This window comes from Stenotrophomonas sp. STEN056 (assembly GCF_056759635.1).
Genome location: NZ_JBRRDL010000003.1, coordinates 26,817 through 48,109, shown reverse-complemented (window position 1 = coordinate 48,109; position 21,293 = coordinate 26,817). Strand labels below are relative to the sequence as shown.

Sequence of the window (21,293 nt, the reverse complement as noted above, 5' to 3'; positions counted from 1 at the left end):
AAAACAAAGGAAGAACGCCGCGCATCGGCCATGCCTCAGGGCAGCGGCACGCAATCGAGCAAGGTCGCAACCAGACGTTCGCCGTCCCAGCCTTCCGCCGCTGCTTCATAGCTGGGCAACACACGGTGGCGCAGTACGTCCGGCGCCACCGCACGGATGTCGTCCGGGGTTACATAGTCGCGGCCAGCCAGCCAGGCACGCGCACGCGCGCAGCGCTCCAGTGCGATGGAACCACGCGGGCTTGCGCCCCAGGCAATGCGCCTGGCGAGGCTGGCGTCATAGCCACTGGCATCGCGCGACGCCAGCACCAGGGCCACCAGGTAGCGCTCCAACTGCGGCGCCATGTGCAGCTCCAGCACGGCACGGCGGGCCTGCTCGATCTTCTCCAGCGACAACTTCTGCAGTGTTGCCGGTTTGTGCTGCATGGCCTGCAAGGCCCGCTCGCGGGCCAGGCGCAGGATTTCCGTCTCGGCATCGGCATCGGGGTAACCGATGCGGACATGCATCAGGAACCTGTCCAACTGCGCTTCCGGCAAGGGGAAGGTACCTTCCTGCTCGATCGGGTTCTGCGTGGCCATCACCAGGAAGACCTCCGGCAACGGATAGGTGCTGCGGCCCACGGTCACCTGCCGCTCGCCCATCGCCTCCAGCAGTGCCGACTGCACCTTGGCCGGCGCACGGTTGATTTCGTCAGCCAACAGGATGGGGTGGAAGATCGGACCGGCCTGGAACTCGAAGCGGCCTTCCTGCGCGCGCCAGATATCGGTGCCGGTCAGGTCGGCCGGCAGCAGGTCGGGGGTGAACTGGATGCGCGCGAAGCTTGCTTCCACCCGCGAGGCCAGCGCACGGATCGCCGTGGTCTTGGCCAGCCCGGGCGCGCCCTCCACCAACAGGTGGCCATCGGCCAGCAGGGCGATCAGCAGGCGCTCGACCAGCAGCGACTGGCCGACGATTTCGCTGGACAGCGCATCGCGCAACGCAATGAAATCCTGATGCAGGCCCAGGTTCTGGGCGGGCATCTCGGTCTGGTTCGGGATCTGGGGAGGCAGGTTCATAGGCGCAGTTTGACCGATCCACCGTGAAATGGTTCAAACGGCGGCTGACAACGAAAAAGGGCCGCATCAAGCGGCCCTTCCCCGAACACTCTGAAGATGAATTACTCGGCGGCCTTCGCCACGCGCAGGATCTTCGGCGTCACGAACACCAGCAGTTCGGCCTTGTCCTTCTGACGACCACGCTTCTTGAACAGGTTGCCAAGGAACGGGATATCGCCCAGGAACGGCACCTTGGCCACGCTGCTGCGGTCGGTGAACTCATACACGCCACCAATGACCACGGTCTGGCCGTCTTCCACCAGCACGGCCGTATTCACTTCGCGGCGGTTGATGATCGGCACGTTGCCGAAGTTCTCAACGTCCATGAAGCGGTCAACCTCATCCTTCTTGACGTTCATGTTCAGGAAGACGCGATTGTCCTGGGTGATGGTCGGGGTGACCTTCAACTCCAGCAACACTTCCTTGAACTGCACGTTCGGCGTGGCGACACCACTGGCACCGCTGGCTGTGATGGTGACGTAACCGATTTCCTTACCCTGCTTGATCACGCCTTCGCGCTGGTTGGCAGTGACGATGCGCGGGTTGGACACCACCTCACCCCGGCCCTCTTCCTGCATCGCCGACAGTTCGACGTCCAGCGAGAAGTTGCGACCCAGCAAGGTATAGGCAATGGCACCGGCCGGGCTTTCGGTGAAGGTCTTGGCGGGCAGATTGACGTTCAAACCCTTGTTGGTCACCAGACCATTGTTGATGATGTCGGTGTTGGCGCCCAGCGATCCGCTGATGGCCTGCGTACGGTCACCAATCCGCCGGCCCTGGATACCAAACCGCGCGCCCAGATCGCGTGCGAAGGTATCCGAAGCGATGACGATGCGGCCTTCGATCAGCACCTGGTCCACCGGGCGGTCGATTACCTTGATCAGCTCGCGCATCTGCGCGACCTTCTTCGGGATATCGCTGATCATCAGCGTATTGGTGCGCTCGTCGGCCACCAGCATGCCGCGCGGCGACAGGAAGCCATTCTCCTGCTGGCCATTACCGCTACCGCCGCTACCGCCGCTGCCACCGCTGTTGTTGTTGCCGATGCCCTTGGCTTCGGTCAGCGCTTTGAAGATCACGCTGGCGTTGTGGTAGTTGATCTGCACGTAATCGGTGATCAGATCCTGGCGGTTCTCGATCGCGATGCGCGCGTCTTCCTTGTCCTGCTCGAACTTGGCCAGCTCCGGCTGCGGTGCGACCCAGATCACGCCGCCTTCGCGGCGCTTGTCCAGGCCCTTGGCGCGCAGCACGATGTCCATGGCCTGGTCCCACGGCACGTTGACCAAGCGCAGCGTCACGTTGCCCTGAACCGTATCGGAAGCCACCACGTTGAGGTTGGACTCTTCGGCGATCAGCTGCAGGACGGTACGCACCGGCACATCCTGGAAGTTGAAGGTCACCGGACGCCCGCTGTAACCGCGTGCAGCCACCGTTGCCGCCGCCTGCGCCACGGTCTTCGCGGTCACCGCACCTGTGGCGACTTCCGCCTGACGCGGCGAGATCTCAACGACGTATTCGTTGCCGGTCTGGTAGGCCAGCGAGTCGAACAGGCCAGCCGTACTCAGCACCAGCTGCGCGCCGTGACCCGACGGTTTGGCATCGATGCGCTGCACCGGCGTGGCGAAATCCACCACGTTGAGCGGGCGCTGCAGCTCGGCCGGCAACGTGGCGTTACCCACGTCCACCACCACGCTGTTGCCCTGGTTGCGCAGATCCGGGCTTGCGCCCTGACCATCAAACTGCAGGATCAGACGGCCACTGCCGTCCTCGCCCCGCTTGAAGTCGATCTTGGTTACTGAAATCGCAGAAGCCGCCTGCTGGGTGCCCGCGGCAGGCGCGCCACCAGCAGCCAACGGCTGTGCCGCGTACGAAGAGCCGCACGCCACTGCCAACGCCACTCCCAAGGCGCAGACGCGGACCAGTGCGTGGCGCCGGATGGGGCGCTGGCTCAGGGCTTTGGTAAAAGTCATCGTGCTATCCCCTAATCAATCAACGATCGTCCAGCGCCAACGACGCAGGACGTTCCAGCCAGCCGCCAGCGCCATCGGGCACCAGTTCGATCAGTTCAATGCCGTCTTCACGGACGCCGGTGACACGGCCATCGCTCTGGCCCATGTACACCCCGGGGCGCACGCGATAGGTGACCTTGTCCGGCCCCATCACCAGCGCAACGGCGCCCGCGCCACGGCCAATCGTGCCCACCATGTCCAGGCTGTCCAGCGGGAAGGCTTCCAGCGGCTCCTTGCGACGGTCCGGGTCCGGACGCAGCTGGTTGCCGCCATCAGCCGATACCCAGGCATCACTGAACGGATCGCGCATGCCCTGCGCGGCGTATTCGAACGTCTCGAACTGCTGCATCACCGGCAATGCCGGCAGTGCCTCGGCCGGGCGCGCACGCACATCGGCGACGTACTTTTCGAGATTGGGCGCGTCACCCGGGGCACTGGTGACCCCTCGCGTGCAACCGGCAAGTGCTGCCAAGCACACCGCGCCCAGTACCAGAGAAGAAGTTCTGCTCATCACTTGCCCCCCTTCTTCTCGGCCTTCTTCGCCTCTTCAGCCAGCTTTTCCTGCTCCTCCAGCTCGGTGTCATCCAGGTAGCGGTAAGTCTTGACCGTACCGGAAAGCTCCAGCGCACCACCACGGGCGATGACGCCCTTGGGGTCCTTCGGCTTGAGGTTGATGTCGTGCATGGTGAGGATCACCACGCGCGGCAGCGAGGCCACGCCACTGACGAACGCACCAAACTGGTGGTAGCTGCCCACCAGGCGCAATGCGATCGGCTTCTCGGCATAGAACTCCTTGAGCGACTCGGCGCCTGGCTGGAACAACTCGTTGTTCAGGCCACTGGACAGCGCGGTCTGCGACACGTCGATGATCAGGTCAGGCATTTCGGTCTTGCTGGGCAGCTGGCGCAGCATCTGCTGCAGCACCTGCTCCATCTGCGCGAGCTGCTGCTTCAGCGGTTCCAGGTTGGCAGCGCGCTGCTGCTCCCGATCGAAGTCCGAGCGCAGGCTGGTCTCCTTGCTTTCCAGCGACTCCAGGTCATTCATCTGACCGCGAACCACCAGCAGGAACGACAGCACCACGATCAACACAGTCAGGAACGCGCAGAACACCATCTTGGCCTTCTGCGGCCAACTGCCGATATTGTTGAAATCCAGTTCTTTGGCGTTGAATTTCTTGCTCACGAACGAGCCTCCTTCGGCGCGGCTGCCGCTGTTTCCGTTGCGGCCTTTGGCGCTTCAGGCGTTGCCGGAGCACCGACAGCCGGTGCGGTGTCGGCAGCCGGTTCATCAACAACCGCCTGCTGGGCAGCGTTTTCACCCGGTGCCGGCAGCTTCACCCGCAGCGTGAACACGTACGGCAGCGACTTGATGTCCATCGCCGCGCCGCCCGGCTCCTGCGCCTTGGCTTCGATGATGGAAAGCTCCGGGTTGCTCATCCAGCCCGACCCTTCCAGGTTGCGCATGTAGGTACTGACGCGCGCGTTGGACTGGGTGCGCCCTTCCAGTGTCAGGATTTCGCCTTCCTGCTTGAGTGCGGTGAGCACCACGCCATCGGGGATGGTCCGCACCAGCGAATCGAACAGATGCACCATCTGCGAACGCTTGCCCTGGAGTTCCTCGATCACCGCCTTGCGGGCGAGCAGACGTGCCTTCTGCTTGTCCAGGCGCTCGATTTCCTTGTTCTGCTCCTTGACCTTGGCGATTTCCGCCTCAAGGAACGCATTGCGGTCGTTCTGGCCGCTGATCTGCTGGCTGTAGTAGAACCACAGCAGGCCCGACAGGATCACGCCCGCCAGTGCCGCAAACCCCAACATGCCGTAGAACTCGCGCTGCCGTTGTTTGCGGCGTTCTTCGCGCCACGGCAGAAGATTGATCCGTGCCATCAGTCAAACCCCCTCATGGCCAGACCCGTTGCGATCATCAGTGCCGGGGCATCCTGGGCAAGCGCGTGCGCCTGCACCTTCGGGCCCAGCGTCATCTGCGCCAACGGATTGGCCACCGATGTCGCCACACCCAGTTGCTCTTCGACCATCGTCGGCAGCCCTGCCAAAGCGGCACAACCGCCGGCCAGGACAATGTGATCAACGCGGTTGAACTCGCTGCCGGCATAGAAGAACTGCAACAGGCGGCTGATCTGCTGCACTGTCGCCTCCTTGAACGGCTCCAGCACCTCGACCTCGTAGCTCTCCGGCAGGCCACCCTGGCGCTTGGCCAGGCCGGCTTCCTCGTAGCTCAGCCCGTAACGGCGCATCACCTCATCGGTGAGCTGCTTGCCGCCGAACACCTGCTCGCGGCTGTAGAGGCTGCGCCCGCTGCGCAGGACGTTGAGCGTGGTCATGGTCGCGCCGATATCCACCAGCGCCACCACCGAATCACTGGCCACCGGCAACTCGCTGGCCACCAGCGCGAAGGCGTTCTCGACTGCGAACGCTTCCACATCCATGACCTTGGCGGTCAGGCCGCCCAGTTCCAGCGCCGATTGGCGCAGCTCCACGTTCTCAGAACGTGAGGCAGCCAACAGCACCTGCACCATTTCCGGGTTGTTGGGCACCAGGCCGAGGACTTCAAAATCGAGGTTCACTTCCTCGATCGGATACGGAATGTAGTTCACCGCCTCCAGCTCGACCTGTGCCTCCATGTCGTTCTCATCCAGGTCCGCCGGCATCGGGATCACCTTGGTGATCACCGCCGAACCGGCCACGGCAGCCGCAGCGTTCTTGGCCTTGGTACCCGAACGGGCCACGGCGCGGCGGATGGCCTCGCCCACGGCTTCAACCTCAACGATGTTCTTTTCCACTACCGCATTGGGCGGAAGCGGTTCCACAGCGTAATGTTCCACGCGGAACCGATTCCCCGTGCGGGAAAGCTGAAGCAGCTTGACCGCAGTCGAGCTGATGTCGACGCCGATGATTGGCGTCTGACTTTTTGGGATAAGCCCCACGGTTTCTCCCCTGCCGACGGGCACTTGGACGCACTTTTTGCGCCCGCGCATTAATAACTGAATTTCAGCAGTTGGCAACCGTTCAGAGCACGAGACGCGATACGCATCACGCCCTTTGGCGGTCCCCATCCACTCTCCCCAGGACACGGCCCCAGCCGTTCCCCTGCGTAATCTATACTCTGCGGCCACAAAATCCGCAATTGGGAACTTCTGGATGCCACGTTTCCGCCGCTGGCTTCGCTGGCTGTTGGCCATCTTCATCGCCCTGTCCCTGGTGGGCGCGATTGCCGCAGGCTCTCTCTATTACGTTGTCTCCTCCAAGCTTCCTGACGTACAGGCCCTGCGCGATGTCGAGCTGCAGGAGCCCATGTATGTCTATGACAGCGAAGGGAAATTGATGGCGGTGTTCGGCGAGACCCGGCGCTACCCCATCCAGATGAAGGACGTCCCCGAGCGCCTGAAGCAGGCGTTCCTGGCCACCGAGGATGCCCGCTTCTATCAACACGACGGCGTCGACTACAAGGGCGTGGGCCGCGCGATCTGGCTGCTGGCCACCACCGATGCCAAACGCGTGCCGGGCGGCTCGACCATCACCCAGCAGGTCGCGCGCCAGTTCTTCCTCAGCTCGGAGTACAGCTATACCCGCAAGCTGGCCGAGATCCTGCTCGCCCGCAAGATCGAAAAGGAACTGAGCAAGGACGAAATCTTCGAGCTCTACCTGAACAAGAGCTTCTTCGGCAACCGCGCCTATGGCGTGGGCGCTGCCGCCGAGTACTACTACGGCAAGAAGCTGGACGAGTTGGATCTGGACGAAATGGCGTCGCTGGCCGGTATTCCCAAGTTCCCCTCCAGCGGCAACCCGATCAGCAACCCCGAGCGTGCGCGCCAGCGCCGTGACAACTACGTCCTGCAACGCATGGCGGAGCTGAATTTCATCACCCAGGCCGAGGCCGATGCCGCCAAGGCCGTGCCCATGCATGCCGCACCGCATGAGCCGCCGGTGGAAATCTACGCGCCGTATGTGGCCGAAATGGTGCGCCAGGAGATGATCGCCAAGTACGGCGGCGACGTGCTCAACAAGGGTTATCACGTCACCACCACCATCAACGGCACCCTGCAGGACGCGGCCAACACCGCAATCCGTGACGGCTTGATCCTGTATGACCATCGCCATGGCTGGCACGGCGTGGAGCAGCACTTCGACGTGGCTGCCGACGCCGACGCCACCGCACTGGCGCGGCATATCGCAGGCATCCCGGCGCAGGCCGGGCTGCAGCCGGCCGTGGTCTCGGCCACGCATGCCGACGGCAGCATCACCGTGGTGCTGGCCGACCGCAGCGAACGGGTGCTGCCGGTGGCCGCCAGCCGCTGGACCAACCGTTCGCCTGCCAAGCTGGTCACCCGTGGCGACATGATCCGCATCCGTGCGGGCGCCAAGGAAGGGGAATGGTTGATTGACCAGATCCCGCGCGGCCAAGGTGCGCTGGTATCGATGGACGCTGAAACCGGCGCGCTGCGCGCCCTGGTGGGCGGCTTCAGCTTTGCCGGCAACAAGTTCAACCGCGCCACCCAAGCCCGTCGCCAGCCCGGTTCCAGCTTCAAGCCGTTCGTGTATGCCGCCGCGTTCGACAAGGGATTCAATCCGGCCTCGATCGTGCTCGACGCGCCGGTGGTGTTCCGCGACCGCCGTGGCAAGACCTGGCAGCCGCAGAACGATGGCGGCGGGTTCCGCGGCCCGATGCGCCTGCGCGAAGCACTGGTGCAGTCGCGCAACCTGGTCTCGGTACGCCTGCTCGACAGCATCGGCGTGGACTACGCGCGCAAATACATCAGCGAATTCGGCTTCCAGGAAGCCGAATTGCCGCCGAACCTGTCGATGTCACTGGGCACCGCCTCGCTGACCCCGCTGTCGGTGGCGCGCGGCTACGCCGTGTTCGCCAATGGCGGTTCGCGCGTGGAGACCTGGGTGGTGGACGAGGTCAAGGACCGTGACGGCAACGTCATCTTCAAGGAAAACCCCGCCCTGGCCTGCCGCGGCTGCGGTGGCGCAACCGGCGTCGGTACAGCGCCCGTCAACCAGGTGGTGGACGGCTTCAACTTTGGCGCCGAAGTAAAACCCGCGCCAGCCAAGCCCGAAGCGGCGCCCGAAGCCGTCGAACCGGCCAAGCCGGCAAACCCGGATGCCCGCATCGCGCCCCGCGCCATCGATGAACGCACCGCCTACCAGCTGGTGTCGATGATGCGCGACGTGGTCCAGCGTGGCACCGGCGCGCAGGCCAAGGTGCTGGGGCGTGAGGATGTCGGCGGCAAGACTGGCTCCACCAACGACCACCGCGACGCCTGGTTCTCCGGCTTTGGCGGCCCACTGGCAACCACCGTATGGGTGGGCCGCGATGACTTCCGCTCGCTTGGCTATCGCGAGTATGGCGGCAAGGCCGCGCTGCCGATCTGGATCGACTACATGCGCGCCGCGCTGAAGGATGCACCGATCGCCAAGAACGACCCGCCCTCGGGCATGGTCGAAGCCACCCTCAACGGCGCGACCGAGTGGGTCAAGACCGAAGACCTGGAGCGCGTGCAGGAATTCGATTTCGACCAACAGCACCAGCAGGCCGACGACGCCGCATTCGACATCTTCTAAAGCGACACGGCAAGACGGCGGGACGCATGCCCCGCCGTCTGCCTACAATCGGCCAGCCTCCTTCGGAAAGCCGGCCGATGCCATCCACACCGCAGAATCTCCAACGCAACGCACGCGGCCGCCAGCGCATCGCCCAGGACGCGGCACGGCTGATCGCCGAGAGCGGTATCCAGGATTTCGACCATGCCCGCCGCAAGGCCGCCGCACGCCTGGGCATCCATGAAGAAGCACTGTGGCCGCGCTTGGCCGATATCGAACAGGCGCTGCGCGAACATCAGCGCCTGTTCGCTTCCAACACACAACCGGGCGCATTGCAGCGACGGCGCGAATCCGCGCTGCAGGCCATGCAGTTCCTGCAGGCATTCCAGCCCCGCCTCAGCGGGCCGGTACTGACGGGTGTCGCGGGAGACAGCAGCCCGGTCGTGTTGCACCTGCACTGCGACGATGCCGAGGCCGTGCATCACTTCCTGCATGACCAGCGTATTCCGGCCGAAGCACGCGCCTGGTCACTGCAGCTTGCCGGCCATGCAACCCGGCAGCACTTCCCCGGTTGGGAATTTGCCGCCGACGGCATCGCCTTTGAACTGGTGATCCTGCCCGAAGATGCACTGCGGCAACCGCCGGTTTCCAGCGACGACGGCAAGCCTTTGCCGCGTGCGACGCTGGCGCAGCTGCGGCAGTTGTTGCTGGAGCGGTGATTGGTGATTGGTGATTGGTGATTGGTGATTCGGGATTCGGGATTCGGGATTCGGGATTCGGGATTCGGGATTCGCAAGAGCAGGTTGCCGCAGAACTTGCGCAACCTGCGCTACCTGCCTATCCGTAAGAGCGGCTTGAGCCGCGAAACCTGTGCGCGGCTCGATGCAGCTGCGGATCGTATTGTCGCGCTCTGCAATGGCCGATGTTCAACACATCGGCTGGAAGGCCGGCTTCGCGACTGAAGTCGCTCCTACCGCTGGGCGAGCTCACTCCTTGCTTCATGTCGTAGCTCGGGGAAGCACTGCGAAGCGCGTCTCTGCACAGCGTGCAGCCGCGCTCCTGCACTGGACAAAAATTCACCACCCTTCGCAGAGCGACGCAGCTCAAGGCCTGCGCCCGCTTATCCACAACTTGTGTAACCCGCTTCGCACAGCCGGTGTGGATAGCGCGCAAACAAAAAGCCCCGCCGAAGCGGGGCTCTGCAGCAATGATTTCAGCGTATCGCTACGCTGGCGCCATTACTTGTAATCACGCACGTCGTGGCCGGTGTAGACCTGGCGCGGACGGCCGATCTTCATTTCCGGATCAACCTGCTGTTCCAGCCAATGCGACACCCAACCAGCGGTGCGGCCCAGGGCGAACATCACGGTGAACATTTCCGTCGGAATGTTCAGCGCCTTGTAGATGATGCCGCTGTAGAAATCGACGTTCGGGTAGAGCTTGCGGGCAACGAAGTAGTCGTCCTGCAGCGCGGCCTGTTCCAGCTTGATGGCCACATCCAGCAGCGGATCCTGCACGCCCAGCTGGCCCAGCACCTGCTTGGTCATCTCACCGATGACCTTGGCACGCGGGTCGAAGTTCTTGTAGACGCGGTGGCCGAAGCCCATCAGGCGGAAGCCGGAGGTCTTGTCCTTGGCCTTGAGCACAGCGGACTCGACGTTGTCGGCCGAACCGATTTCTTCCAGCATCTTCAGCACGGCTTCGTTGGCGCCGCCGTGTGCCGGGCCCCACAGCGCGGTCACGCCAGCGGCGACCGAAGCGTACGGGTTGGCGCCGGTGGAACCGACCAGACGCACGGTCGAGGTCGAAGCATTCTGTTCGTGGTCAGCGTGCAGGATGAACAGCAGATCCAGCGCCTTGACCACGTCCTTGTTCAAGTCGTACTTGCCGTCAGCCGACTCGAAGGTCTGCTTCAGGAAGCGGCTGACGTAATCCAGCGAGGTGTCCGGCGCATTGGCCGGCAGGCCCTTGCCGTGGCGGTAGATCAGCGCCGACAGGGTCGGCACCTTGGCGATCAGGCGAACGGCAGCCTTGCGGCGCTGCTCGGCATCGGCCAGGTCCAGCGAGTCGTGGTAGGTGGCCGAGAGCTGCGCGATCGAGGCAGCCAGGATCGCCATCGGATGCGCGTCCTTGGCGAAGCTGCCGATCAGCGTGTTGATCGACGCATCAACGCCGGCTTCCGCGCTCAGCTCGGCTTCAAAAGCCTTCAGCTGCTCGGCGCTCGGGCGCTCGCCATTGATCAGCATGTAAGCCACTTCGACGAAGCTGGACTTCTCGGCCAGCTGTTCGATCGGGTAGCCGCGATACAGCAGCACGCCGTTGTCGCCATCGATGTAGGTGATGGCCGACTTGCAACTGGCGGTGGCGGTGTAGCCCGAGTCGTAGGTGAAGAGACCCGTTTCCTTGGTCAGCTTCGAGATATCGACGCAGTTATTGCCCAGAACGGGTTTGACGACAGGCAGAACGACCGACGCATCGCCGGCGTTGAGCGTGACCTGATCAAGATCGGACACAGTGTGCGCTCCTCAAGTGGAAGGCGCCTGTCCAGACAGAGAGGTGGTGGGCAGGCGCGTGAATGAAATCTGCGGTTTTCTACCGCAGTACGCGCCATTATCGCACAGCAACATTTCCAGATTGCGAAGACGAAAGTCTTATAAGACACGCGCCGCTGTGACACAGCGTCGCAACCGTGACCGGCCGGCGTTGGAAATGATTCAGATTAATTGCAGATGGCACAAAGCAACGGCCGCGAAGATCGCGGCCGTTGCTGTTGCGATCAACAACAGTTCGATCAGCGCGCGTAGCGCTTCTGGAACTTGTCGATACGACCGCTGGTGTCGATGACCTTGTGCTTGCCCGTGTAGAACGGGTGCGAAGCCGAGGAGATTTCCACCTTGATCAGCGGATACTCTTCGCCGTCTTCCCACTTGACCGTTTCCTTGGAGGACATGGTCGAACGGGTCAGGAACTTGAAATCGGAGGTGACGTCGTGAAACACGACGTTGCGGTAATCGGGATGGATATCGGCCTTCATGGGCTCGCACCGTATGGGCTGGTGGTCAAGAGCGGCATTATAGTCCCGGCTCGCCCAGGAAGGCAAGCCAGGTTTGAAGCGGGGCTTCAGAGCCCCAGCGCGCCGCGCACCTGGGCCTCGAAGCGGCCCTGGTCGTAGCCGATCAACAAGGTGGTGTTGTCCGCCGCCCCGGTCTGGCGGTTCCAGTCCACCACGGTGGCGCCCCGGCTGCGGTTGCCGGTCAGCTCGATGGCCAGCGGCCGCTGCTCCACATGGATGGCGCCTTCCGGCTGCAGCGCCCAGGCCATGGCCAGCGCGTCGGCGGCGTACCAATACTCGCCACGGCTGTCTTCGGACCACAAACGGGTCTTGCGCGAAATCAGCTCGTAGAAGCGGGCCTTGTCGGTGTCGGCGGCCAGCCATTGCTCCACGTCGCGGTGCTTCAGGCCGTGGGCGATGGTGGCTTCCCAATCAGCCACTTCCGCATGCGGGAAAGCGGTGAACACGATATGGGCCGCTTCCGGGTCGAAGGCGATGTTGAATTCCGCCACCGGGGTGATGTTGCCGTGGCCATTGATGGCACCGCCCATCACCAGGAAGCGCTTCACACGCTGCGGCAAGGTGGGGTCCAGCTTCAGTGCGAGGGCAATGTTGGTCAGCGGGCCGAGAGCCACCAGCGTCAACTCGCCAACATGGGTATGCGACAAGCGCAGGATGGCCAATGCCGCGTGTTCGGCTTCCACCTTGCGCGCGGCCGGCGCCAGATCCACATCACCGAAACCGTCGCGACCGTGCACATGGGCGGCGTCTTCGGCCGGATAGACCAGCGGATCGGCCGTACCGGCGAACACTGGCACGTCGTCGCGGCCTGCAACTTCGCACAGCTTCAGCGCGTTGCGCACGGTGTAATCCAGCCCGACGTTGCCCGCCGCCACCGTCAACCCGACCACGTCATGACGCGCGTCGGCAAAAGCCATCAACAGCGCCAATGCATCATCAACGCCCGGGTCGGTATCAATCAGCAACGGAATCTTCTTGCTCATCTTCTGCTTCACTCTGTTCGGCAAGGGAGTCTGTCATCTCAACCATGACAGTGGAAGCACACGATCAGGCCGATGCGTAGCGCACTGCGCCGCCAATCCAGCGCCGGACGATGCGGTCGGCAAGTTCCGGGGCCTCATTCAGCAATCGCTCGGACAAGCCATGCACGGTCGGCAGCAGGCCGGCATCGCGTGCCAGATCCGCCACGCGGAACTCGGCCAAACCCGTCTGGCGCGTGCCCAGCAGTTCACCGGGGCCACGCAGTTCCAGATCCTTTTCAGCAATCAGGAAGCCATCGGCGGTATGCCGCATGGTTTCCAGCCGCTCGCGAGCCATGTTGGACAGCGGCGCTTGATACATCAGCACGCAGCTGGACGCCGTAGCGCCGCGCCCTACCCGCCCGCGCAGCTGGTGCAACTGGGCCAGGCCGAGGCGCTCGGTGTTCTCGATGATCATCAACGACGCATTGGGCACATCGACCCCCACTTCGATGACGGTGGTTGCGACCAGTAGATCGGTTTGCGCGGACTTGAACGACTGCATCGCCGCCTGTTTTTCAGCGGCCTTCATGCGCCCGTGCACCAGGCCGATGCGCAGCTCCGGCAGCTGTGCGGACAGGGCTTCAAAGGTGTTCTGTGCGGCGGTGGCGACCACTTCGTCGCTTTCGTCGATCAAGGTGCACACCCAGTACACCTGCCGGCCCTGCTGGCAGGCCACGCGGATGCGCTCGACCAGTTCGGGGCGGCGCTCGGCGCTGATGACGATGGTCTGCACCGGCGTGCGCCCGGGTGGCAGTTCATCGATGGCCGACACGTCCAGGTCGGAATACGCAGCCATGGCCAGCGTGCGTGGAATGGGCGTGGCCGTCATCACCAGTTGATGCGGCACGATGCCGGCACTGGCTCCCTTGTCACGCAGCGCCAGCCGCTGGTGCACGCCGAAGCGGTGCTGTTCATCGACGATGGCCAGTGCCAGGTCATTGAACACCACTGCCTCCTGCATCAGCGCATGCGTACCAACTACCACCTGCGCATGACCGGACGCGACATCCTCCAGCACCTTGCTGCGCGCCTTGCCGGTGACCTTGCCGGCCAGCCAGGTCACCCGCACGCCGAGTGGTTCCAACCATGCACGCAGGTTGAGCAGGTGCTGCTCGGCCAGCAACTCGGTGGGCGCAGCCAGGGCCACCTGCTTGCCGCGTTCCACGGCCAGCATGGCCGCCAGGGCGGCAACCACGGTTTTGCCGGAGCCCACATCGCCCTGCACCAACCGCAGCATCGGGTGCGCGCGCGCCAGATCCTTGCGGATTTCATCGAACACGCGCTGCTGCGCGCCGGTGAGTTTGAAGGGCAGCGAGTCGAGCAGGGCTTTCACCAAACCCTCGCGCCCGCGCAGCGACGGCGCACGGTGCCGCTGCAGGGCGATGCGCTGGCGACGCAGGCTCAAGTGGTGGGCAAGCAGTTCTTCCATCGCCAGGCGCTGCTGCGCAGGGTGCGTCCCCGTGGACAGTGCGGCGATGTCGGCATCGGCCGGCGGCCGGTGCATGGTCAGCATCGCCTCGCGCAATGAAGGCAGATGGAGGTCCGCCAGCAATGCGGGCGGCAGCAGTTCCAGAGTGGCGGCGTCCGGCAGCCGATCCAGCGCCTGGCTGATCAGTTTGCGCAGGCTGGCCGGGCCAATGCCTTCCACGGCCGGATAGACCGGATCGAGTGCTTCGCCCAGCCCGGCATCCTCGCCCTCGCCCAGCACGCGGTAGCTGGGATGAACGATTTCCAGCCCATGCTGACCCGGGCGTGGCGTGCCGTAGCAACGCAGGCGCGTGCCGACGGCAAACTGCGCGACCTGCGCAGCGCGAAAATGGAAGAAACGCAGCACCAGCGTGGCACCGGAATCGTCACTCACGGCAACACGCAGCATCGGGCGATAGCGGAAACCCCGCTCCACTGCTTCGACGCGGCCTTCCACCTGCGCGGCCATGCCCGCCTTCAGGGCACGGATCGGCAGCAGCGTGGTGCGGTCTTCATAACGCAGCGGCAGATGCAGCCACAGATCCTGCAAGGTGGTCAGCCCGCGCGCTTCCAGCTTGGCAGCCACCCGCAGCCCTACCCCGGCCAGATGACTCAGCGGTTCGGCGGACAGATCAAGGGAAACAGCATCACGACGGGCAGACATGCGACAAGGATGCCGTCACCGGCGCAAAACAGAAACCCCGACGCCCGAAGGCGACGGGGTTTCCTTTCCCCAACACGGTTCAAAACCTTGCGATCAACAGCGCTGCCCTCACCCCAACCCCTCTCCCGTTGACGGGAGAGGGGCTCAAACAAAAGCATGCCCCTCGCTGGCCTTACCCCAACCCCTCTCCCGTTGACGGGAGAGGGGCTTAAGCAAAAGCATGCCCCTCGCTGGCCTCACCCCAACCCCTCTCCCGTTGTCGGGAGAGGGGCTTAAGCGAAAGCATGCCCCTCTCTGGTGTGCGGAAGCGGGCTTCAGCGTTGCTGCATCAGAACTTCACGGTCATTTCCAGGCCGTAGGTACGCGGATCGGTGATGGTGGCGCCCACGACGCCCAGCGGGCCGCGGCCATAGGTGTTGAGCCCGCGCACGTACTGTTTGTCGAACACGTTGTTGGCATATACCGCCCAGCTCCAATGGCCCAGTGGCGACGTCCAGGCCACGCGCGCGTCCGTGCGTTGCTGCGATTGGCCGACGTTGAGCAGGCGGCTGATGCCACAGTCGCCCTGCAGGTCGGAGGCAGCATTGCAGCGCTGCGCGCCCCGGTAGGCATGTCGGGCCGACAGCCGCAGCTTGCCGTTGCCGCCCAGGTCCGCCTGGTACACCGCACCCGCCGAGGCACTGAAACGCGGCTCGCCGGTCGGTGCGCCGTCCAGGTCCACCCCTTCGGGCGTCACATAGTTCTTGTACTTGGAATCAATCCACTCGGCCTGCGCATCCAGGGTGAAGGCGTCGGTGACTTTCCAGCGCATGTCGAAATCGATGCCGGTGGCCTCCAGATCGCCGGTGTCGAAGACATAGCGCGGGATGTCCACCGGGTTGTTCGGGTCCGGGTCGATCAGGCGGATGGCCTGGCGGTTGTCATAGCGGTAATGGAAGACCGAGGCGTTGTACGAGAAGCGATCAACGGCCTGCTTGATCCCCATTTCCAGGTTCCAGACATCTTCGTTTTCGAACGCCGGGCCGATCTGCAATGCATTGAAACCGCCGGCCTTGTAGCCTTTGGCCAGCGAGGCGAACACCATGGTGTCGTCATTGAGGTGGTAGTCGATGACGAAGCGCGGGCTCCAGTCGCTCCAGCTCTTCTTGTCGCGCACCAGTTTGCCCTTGTTGACCATGGCCGGCGGGTCGATGAAGGCCATGTCGAAGGTCAGCAGCTCGCGGGTGATCGGGATGCCCATGCCGGCCAGCGCCTGGAAGAAGCCCAACGCTTCAAGCGTCCCCAGCTTGGCTTCAAGCCCCGGCGCGTTGCGTGGTGTGTTGAGCCAGGTGAAGTCTTTTTCATCACGCGTGTAGCGCAGGCCGAAGGTCAGGTTGAGGCGATCGGTGGCCTTCCAGATCACGTCACCGAATACCGCATACGACGTGGTATCCAGCGTGTTGCTGAAGCGTTCGTTCCACTTTTCGCCAACCAGGGAAACCGGGATGCCGTTCATCTGCGCCAGCATCGAAGTGAAGTTGAACAGGCTGCCATCGGGAATGCCCAGCTGATAGGCCACGCCCATGTTGCGGATGATGTTGTCCACCGCCTCGGTATTGGTGTTGACCTCGCTGGTCTGGCGCGCGTCCTCGTTGAAGTAGCTGGCGCCGGCCACCCAATCGAAGCGTTCATTGCTGCCGGAGAACTTGAACTCCTGGTAGAAGGTCTCGTTGTTCTCGGTGTTCTTCGAGTCCACGTACAAATCGAAACGATTGGTGCCGTCTTCTTCGGTGTGGTTGGTGGAGTCGTATTTGCGCCAGGAGCTGGTGGAGGTGAAATTGCCCCAGGTCAGCGCGTGATCAATGATCAGGCTGACGCCGTCGAAAGTGCGCCATTCGGCGTTGTCGGCATCGCTGTAGGTCTTGATCCTGCGCGGATCGAGGAAGTCATCCGGGTTCACCGGAACCACCGGCCGCTGCGGATAGGGCGGCAGTTCGACGATGCCTGTGGTGACGCGGCCATTCTGGTCCAGGCTTTCGTGGTCCCAGCTGAGGTAGGCGGTGGTGTTGTCGCCGAACCGGCTCTGCCAGGCCGCGCGCGTGGCCCAGACGTTCTCCCCGCCCAGGTCCTTGCCGGTGGCTCCGTCCTGGAACCAGCCATCGCTGGTGTTGATCAGCGCGTTGAAGCGCAGCGCCGAGTTGTCGCCGGTGGGGATGTTTGCCATCGCGTCGGCGTACTTCTTGCCGTAGTTGCCCACCCGCACCGTGGCGCGCGCTTCGGTTTGCGCCTGCGGGCGGCGCGTCACCAGCGAGATCGCACCGGCGGCGGTGTTGCGGCCGAACAGGGTGCCCTGCGGCCCCTTCAGTACTTCGATGCGCTCGACATCGACAAACGGCAGCAGCACGCCACCGCCGCGCCCGCCATAAACACCATCCACAAAGATGCCCACTGCCGGGTCGGTACCGATGCCGAAGTCATCAGTTTCCACGCCACGCAGCTTGAACGAGGGCTGCGTGGGCTGCACCGCGTTGATCACCAGGCCGGGCACGAATGCATCGATGTCGCCCAGGTTCTCCGCGGCCACGTCGTTGAGCAGGTTCTGGTCCACCACCTGCAGCGCGATGGGTACGTCCTGTATTTCCTGTTGCCGGCTCTGCGCGGTGACGGTGATCCGGTCAAGGTTGGTGGCCGCATCCTCCGTGGCCGATTGCGCCATCGCCGCACCGCTGGCCCCCAATACCACCAGGCCGGCAATGGCCCGCTGCAGCCCTGTTACCAGACTCCGTTGTTTCACTCGCATCGCCTCTCTCCCAAAGCAGTGGGTGAAACCGGCTCAGATCGCCGGCGGCCCCGTCGTGTTGACCGGCAGCGCGCCGGCCGTCGTGTCGCAACTTCCTTCCAGTGCGTTGATCCAGTCGCGGATCAATGCCACGCCCTCCTTGTGCACCACCGCCCGGCCCACCTCCGGCATCATCACTGCCGGGTCGTGGCTGTCCATGCGGTAGGCAATGATCGAGGCATCGGCGTCTCCCGGCAGCACGTCATACAGGCGGTTGCCGGTGCCCTTGCCGGCAGCGATGGGCTGCTTGCACAGGCCCAGCTTGAGGTGGTCGTCGGTTGGCGCATCCAGCCACAAGCCCGAGGTGATGGCCGGGCCGGTGCGGCTGTGGCAATGCCCGCAGTTCACATCCAGATAGGCGCGTGCCCGCGCGGCCAGCGGTGCGCCCAGGTCGCTGGCATCTGCCATGTGCGGCACTTGCGCCGCCGCGGGCACGCCGGCCAGATAGCCCACGCGCACCAGGTGCGCCAGTTGGTTTTCGCGGCCATCGGCATAGTCGAAGTCACGATTGAGATGCCGCGCTTTTGGCCCGATCGGCAGCAGCTTGCGCGAACGGTTGTCGGTGATGTGGCAACCTCCGCATTGGTTCTGGTCCGGCACCTGATACGAAAACGCCTCGCGCGCACCGGCGGCATCAACCAGCTCCAGCTCCACCGTTTCACCGGCGCGCTTGAGTGTGGCGGCGGTCTGCTCGCGGTTCCACACATACGGCAGCGCCACCCAGCCGTCCTTGCGATGGACCAGCAGCCGGGTTTCGATCAGATGCACCTTGGACAGCTCCAGGCTTTCGCCCTGCAGCACCGACTGCGAAGGCGGCGTGCGCGCCACCGACTTGCCGTCCGCCGCACCACCGGCAGGCAGCGGGTAATAGAACGTCTTGCTGAGAATGGTGCCGACCGGGAAATCGAAGGCATGCTCGGGTTGATACCCGGCCGCCTGGCCCTTCGGCATCCACACAGTGCGCAGCTTGTGTGCGTAATCACTGAACAGCGGCGTGTTCAGGTCATACGGCACCACGCCTTCATTGAGCTGGAGTTTCCCATCCTCAATGCGCAGCACCTGCCATTCGTCCAGCGTCGGCGGTTGCCCGTCGGCGAAGAAATGCACCTGCGGTTTACCGCAACCGGCCAGCACCAGCATCAAGCCAGCCCATGCCCCCATCCGCACCATCAGCTTCTGCATGCCCGGCCTCAACCCCGCTTCAGATCGACGGCCGGCAAACGCGGCAACTCGCATTCGAACGGCTTCGCATCCTTGCTCGGGTTCTTGTAGCCGCCGGGGCCATCGGCGTTGATCACGCCACTGACATCACGCAGGCAGATCTGCGGGCCGACCTTGACCCCATCGACCATGCGCTCCTTGTTGAAGTAGCCATCCCACAGCACATCCGGGAAATTGCCGGTCAAGCCATACATCGCAACCTTCAGCGCCTTCAGGTCCAGACCGTCAGGCGAATCACCGCCGCCGGACAGCGTGTTGTTGTGGACGTAGATGCGCTCCGGATAAGGATCGAAATTGGGTGATGCGCTGCTGTCCTTGTAGCCGGTGGAATACACACTGGAAACGATGATGTTGGTGGTCGCGTTGTCACGCACCTCGTTGTCGAAGATCTCGATGTCATCGTTGGAGTTGATGACGATGCCCGACCCGGCCGGCACGCTGGCCACCGGCGTGCCCTTGGCGCCGAAGTTCTCGTGGTTGTTGGCGATGACCTTGTTGTTGAACACGCGGATGTTGGCGCCCTGCTGCGACAGCCCCGGCATGTTGAACACCAGGATGCCGCCGGTATTGCCGGTGGCCACGTTGTTGTAGACATCGGCATTGCGGGTGTTTTCCACCTCGATGCCAGCCACGTTCTGCTCAGCGCGGCTGTTGCGCACGATCACCCCGTCGGACTGGCCCACGTAGATGCCTGCGTCCGATGCACCGATGGAAACGGTGTCTTCGATCAGCACGTTTTTTGTCAGTACCGGGTAGATGCCATAGGCACCGTTCTTGGTGCTGGGGCCGCCGGTCCACTGCACTTTGATGCCGCGGATGGTGATGTGCTCGGACTCGCTGATCTTCAGCCCGTCGCCCTTGGAGTCCTCGATGGTGAGGTTCTCGATGGTGAAGTTGTCCCCGTTGACCAGCAGCCCCTCGGCGCCGGCCTTCTGCCCCTTGAAGCTGAGCACGGTCTTGTCCATGCCGGCGCCGCGGATGGTCACGCCATCGGCGCGCAGACTCAGGCTGCGCTCGAACTGGTGCCGGCCTTCGGGAATCTCGATCACGTCGCCCGGCTTGGCGTCGAGCAGGCGCTCCTGCAGCGTGGCCGCAAATGCCCCGTCCGCCGCGGCGACCTGCGGGGCCTGTGCGGCCTGCTTCTGGCAACCGGCCGCCAACACACTCAATGTGGCGACAACCGCCAAGCTGATGCTGCGCTGCATGAATCCTCTCCCCATACGCTTGCAGATGGTGGAATGCAGTCTGGGCTTCAGGCAGTGTTCATGCGAAGGGCAGGAACGGCATACTTGGGGGGGAAAGCGGACAAGCTGGAGGGAGCTTCGATGCATCGCAGACCAGGCACTGGCGACAGGCTGTCCATCGCCAACGTCCCCACCAACATGCTGTGCGGGCTGTTGCTGCTCGCCGCCCAGTTCGAGATCAGCAGCGAAGGCTGGCTTGCGGGCCAGCGCTTGAGTGCGGAGCAACTCAACGATCCGTTGACCCGCATTTCCTACCGGCAAGCCATCGAAGTGATCCGCCGCGCCCTGCCGGCGCTGCCCATCGATGGTGTCGGCCTGGCCATGGGCAGCAACCAGAACGGCGGCAATTTCGGCCTGCTCGGGCTGGCGATGAAAACCGCCCGCACCTTTGGCGACGCGGTACGGATCGGGCTGGATTACCAGCGCAATCTCGGCCCGTTGATGGCGCTGTACCTGGAGGAGCAGGACGAACAAACCCTAGCGGTCATCGCCACCGCCCCGGAGGAAGCGCACGACCTGCTGCCGTTCCTGTGCGAGGAAATGTTCTCCAGCATCCTGATGCTCGGCCGCGAGCTGGCTGGCGATGTCTTCAGTCCGTTGCGCCTGGAACTGGGCTACCCGGCACCGGCGCATGTAGCCAAGTACCGCACCTTGTTCCGCTGCGACATCCAGTTCGAGCAGCCCCGTCACGCGATGGTGCTGGAGCGCCGCTGGATGGACCTCCCCTTTGCCAGCTACAACCCGGTGACCTCGCAACAGGCGCTGTCACTGTGCCGCGCGCAGTTGGCGACGCTGTCCTCGCGTGGCGAAACCACTGCCGCGGTGGAGCGCCTGCTGCGTCCGCAGCTGCGTGACAACCCGCAGATGAGTGAGGTGGCACTGGCGCTGCACCTGAGCGAACGCACCCTGCGCCGGCAGTTGGCCGAGGAGGAAACCAGCTTCAGCGAGGTGCATGACCGCGTGCGCAGCGAACGTGCGCTGGAGTTGCTGCAGGACCCCGAGCTGGCCATTGCGGCCATCGGCACGCAACTGGGCTTCAACGACGCGCGCGAGTTCCGGCGCGCGTACAAACGCTGGACCGGACAGACGCCGAGCGAGACCCGGCGTCATCTGGCCTGAC

Annotated in this window: 16 protein-coding genes; 3 read left to right on the top strand and 13 right to left on the bottom strand. The window is 63.9% G+C overall.

Annotation, left to right across the window (positions count from 1 at the left end):
• Positions 1-35 precede the first annotated feature (35 nt).
• The 6 genes from ACVOLO_RS02605 to ACVOLO_RS02580 form a co-directional block, all read right to left on the bottom strand.
• Positions 36-1,055 carry an AAA family ATPase gene (locus tag ACVOLO_RS02605; RefSeq protein ID WP_481568719.1) on the bottom strand — a complete coding sequence of 340 codons (1,020 nt, stop codon included), beginning with the start codon at positions 1,053-1,055 and terminating at the stop codon, positions 36-38.
• Positions 1,056-1,156: 101 nt separating this feature from the next.
• Positions 1,157-3,064: a type IV pilus secretin PilQ gene (locus ACVOLO_RS02600; protein ID WP_481568718.1), complete on the bottom strand. Its 1,908-nt coding sequence runs from the start codon at positions 3,062-3,064 to the stop codon at positions 1,157-1,159.
• Between the two features lie 19 nt (positions 3,065-3,083).
• Positions 3,084-3,614 (bottom strand): pilus assembly protein PilP, encoded by a 531-nt coding sequence (locus ACVOLO_RS02595; protein WP_481568717.1) that lies wholly within the window; start codon positions 3,612-3,614, stop codon positions 3,084-3,086.
• Positions 3,614-4,285 (bottom strand): type IV pilus inner membrane component PilO, encoded by a 672-nt coding sequence (locus ACVOLO_RS02590; protein WP_481568716.1) that lies wholly within the window; start codon positions 4,283-4,285, stop codon positions 3,614-3,616. Before ACVOLO_RS02590 ends, ACVOLO_RS02595 begins: the two co-directional genes overlap by 1 nt.
• Entirely contained in the window at positions 4,282-4,986 is a 705-nt protein-coding gene (locus tag ACVOLO_RS02585; protein WP_481568715.1) for a PilN domain-containing protein, read from the bottom strand. Before ACVOLO_RS02585 ends, ACVOLO_RS02590 begins: the two co-directional genes overlap by 4 nt.
• On the bottom strand, positions 4,986-6,044 hold the full coding sequence (locus tag ACVOLO_RS02580; RefSeq protein ID WP_481568714.1) for a pilus assembly protein PilM: 1,059 nt from the start codon (positions 6,042-6,044) through the stop codon (positions 4,986-4,988). The genes ACVOLO_RS02585 and ACVOLO_RS02580 overlap by 1 nt, the downstream gene beginning before the upstream one ends.
• A 214-nt stretch (positions 6,045-6,258) precedes the next feature.
• Between ACVOLO_RS02580 and ACVOLO_RS02575 the strand changes: the two genes are divergently transcribed.
• Both ACVOLO_RS02575 and ACVOLO_RS02570 read left to right on the top strand, forming a co-directional pair.
• Positions 6,259-8,685: a penicillin-binding protein 1A gene (locus ACVOLO_RS02575; RefSeq protein WP_481568713.1), complete on the top strand. Its 2,427-nt coding sequence runs from the start codon at positions 6,259-6,261 to the stop codon at positions 8,683-8,685.
• 77 nt (positions 8,686-8,762) lie between these two features.
• Complete coding sequence (locus tag ACVOLO_RS02570) at positions 8,763-9,383, top strand: hypothetical protein (protein ID WP_481568712.1); 621 nt, start codon at positions 8,763-8,765, stop codon at positions 9,381-9,383.
• 519 nt (positions 9,384-9,902) lie between these two features.
• Here ACVOLO_RS02570 and ACVOLO_RS02565 read toward each other — a convergent pair.
• From ACVOLO_RS02565 to ACVOLO_RS02535, 7 genes are all read right to left on the bottom strand, one after another.
• Positions 9,903-11,177, bottom strand: coding sequence for a citrate synthase (locus tag ACVOLO_RS02565; protein ID WP_481568711.1), 1,275 nt, complete (start codon positions 11,175-11,177; stop codon positions 9,903-9,905).
• A gap of 278 nt (positions 11,178-11,455) precedes the next feature.
• The gene (locus ACVOLO_RS02560) at positions 11,456-11,698 is read right to left on the bottom strand and encodes a type B 50S ribosomal protein L31 (RefSeq protein ID WP_265126832.1); all 243 of its coding nucleotides are present in this window, start codon (positions 11,696-11,698) and stop codon (positions 11,456-11,458) included.
• Positions 11,699-11,784: 86 nt separating this feature from the next.
• Positions 11,785-12,720 carry a nucleoside hydrolase gene (locus ACVOLO_RS02555; protein ID WP_481568710.1) on the bottom strand — a complete coding sequence of 312 codons (936 nt, stop codon included), beginning with the start codon at positions 12,718-12,720 and terminating at the stop codon, positions 11,785-11,787.
• A 64-nt stretch (positions 12,721-12,784) separates the two neighbouring features.
• Positions 12,785-14,890 carry an ATP-dependent DNA helicase RecG gene (gene recG / locus ACVOLO_RS02550; protein WP_481568709.1) on the bottom strand — a complete coding sequence of 702 codons (2,106 nt, stop codon included), beginning with the start codon at positions 14,888-14,890 and terminating at the stop codon, positions 12,785-12,787.
• Between the two features lie 328 nt (positions 14,891-15,218).
• Positions 15,219-17,663, bottom strand: coding sequence for a TonB-dependent receptor (locus ACVOLO_RS02545; protein ID WP_481568708.1), 2,445 nt, complete (start codon positions 17,661-17,663; stop codon positions 15,219-15,221).
• A gap of 39 nt (positions 17,664-17,702) precedes the next feature.
• Positions 17,703-18,890 (bottom strand): SO2930 family diheme c-type cytochrome, encoded by a 1,188-nt coding sequence (locus ACVOLO_RS02540; RefSeq protein WP_481568707.1) that lies wholly within the window; start codon positions 18,888-18,890, stop codon positions 17,703-17,705.
• A gap of 8 nt (positions 18,891-18,898) precedes the next feature.
• Positions 18,899-20,134 carry a parallel beta-helix domain-containing protein gene (locus ACVOLO_RS02535; protein ID WP_481568706.1) on the bottom strand — a complete coding sequence of 412 codons (1,236 nt, stop codon included), beginning with the start codon at positions 20,132-20,134 and terminating at the stop codon, positions 18,899-18,901.
• A 120-nt stretch (positions 20,135-20,254) separates the two neighbouring features.
• On the opposite strand from ACVOLO_RS02535, the gene ACVOLO_RS02530 reads away from it, so the two are divergent.
• On the top strand, positions 20,255-21,292 hold the full coding sequence (locus tag ACVOLO_RS02530) for an AraC family transcriptional regulator (protein ID WP_481568705.1): 1,038 nt from the start codon (positions 20,255-20,257) through the stop codon (positions 21,290-21,292).
• Position 21,293 lies beyond the last annotated feature (1 nt).

Bases quoted from the DNA above. Each gene is read 5' to 3' on its own strand.
- ACVOLO_RS02585 (WP_481568715.1), bottom strand. From the start codon at position 4,986: ATGGCACGGATCAATCTTCTGCCGTGGCGCGAAGAACGCCGCAAACAA.
- ACVOLO_RS02530 (WP_481568705.1), top strand. From the start codon at position 20,255: ATGCATCGCAGACCAGGCACTGGCGACAGGCTGTCCATCGCCAACGTC.
- ACVOLO_RS02570 (WP_481568712.1), top strand. From the start codon at position 8,763: ATGCCATCCACACCGCAGAATCTCCAACGCAACGCACGCGGCCGCCAG.
- ACVOLO_RS02605 (WP_481568719.1), bottom strand. From the start codon at position 1,055: ATGAACCTGCCTCCCCAGATCCCGAACCAGACCGAGATGCCCGCCCAG.
- ACVOLO_RS02555 (WP_481568710.1), bottom strand. From the start codon at position 12,720: ATGAGCAAGAAGATTCCGTTGCTGATTGATACCGACCCGGGCGTTGAT.
- ACVOLO_RS02560 (WP_265126832.1), bottom strand. From the start codon at position 11,698: ATGAAGGCCGATATCCATCCCGATTACCGCAACGTCGTGTTTCACGAC.
- ACVOLO_RS02575 (WP_481568713.1), top strand. From the start codon at position 6,259: ATGCCACGTTTCCGCCGCTGGCTTCGCTGGCTGTTGGCCATCTTCATC.
- ACVOLO_RS02540 (WP_481568707.1), bottom strand. From the start codon at position 18,890: ATGCAGAAGCTGATGGTGCGGATGGGGGCATGGGCTGGCTTGATGCTG.
- ACVOLO_RS02600 (WP_481568718.1), bottom strand. From the start codon at position 3,064: ATGACTTTTACCAAAGCCCTGAGCCAGCGCCCCATCCGGCGCCACGCA.
- ACVOLO_RS02535 (WP_481568706.1), bottom strand. From the start codon at position 20,134: ATGCAGCGCAGCATCAGCTTGGCGGTTGTCGCCACATTGAGTGTGTTG.
- recG (WP_481568709.1), bottom strand. From the start codon at position 14,890: ATGTCTGCCCGTCGTGATGCTGTTTCCCTTGATCTGTCCGCCGAACCG.
- ACVOLO_RS02595 (WP_481568717.1), bottom strand. From the start codon at position 3,614: ATGAGCAGAACTTCTTCTCTGGTACTGGGCGCGGTGTGCTTGGCAGCA.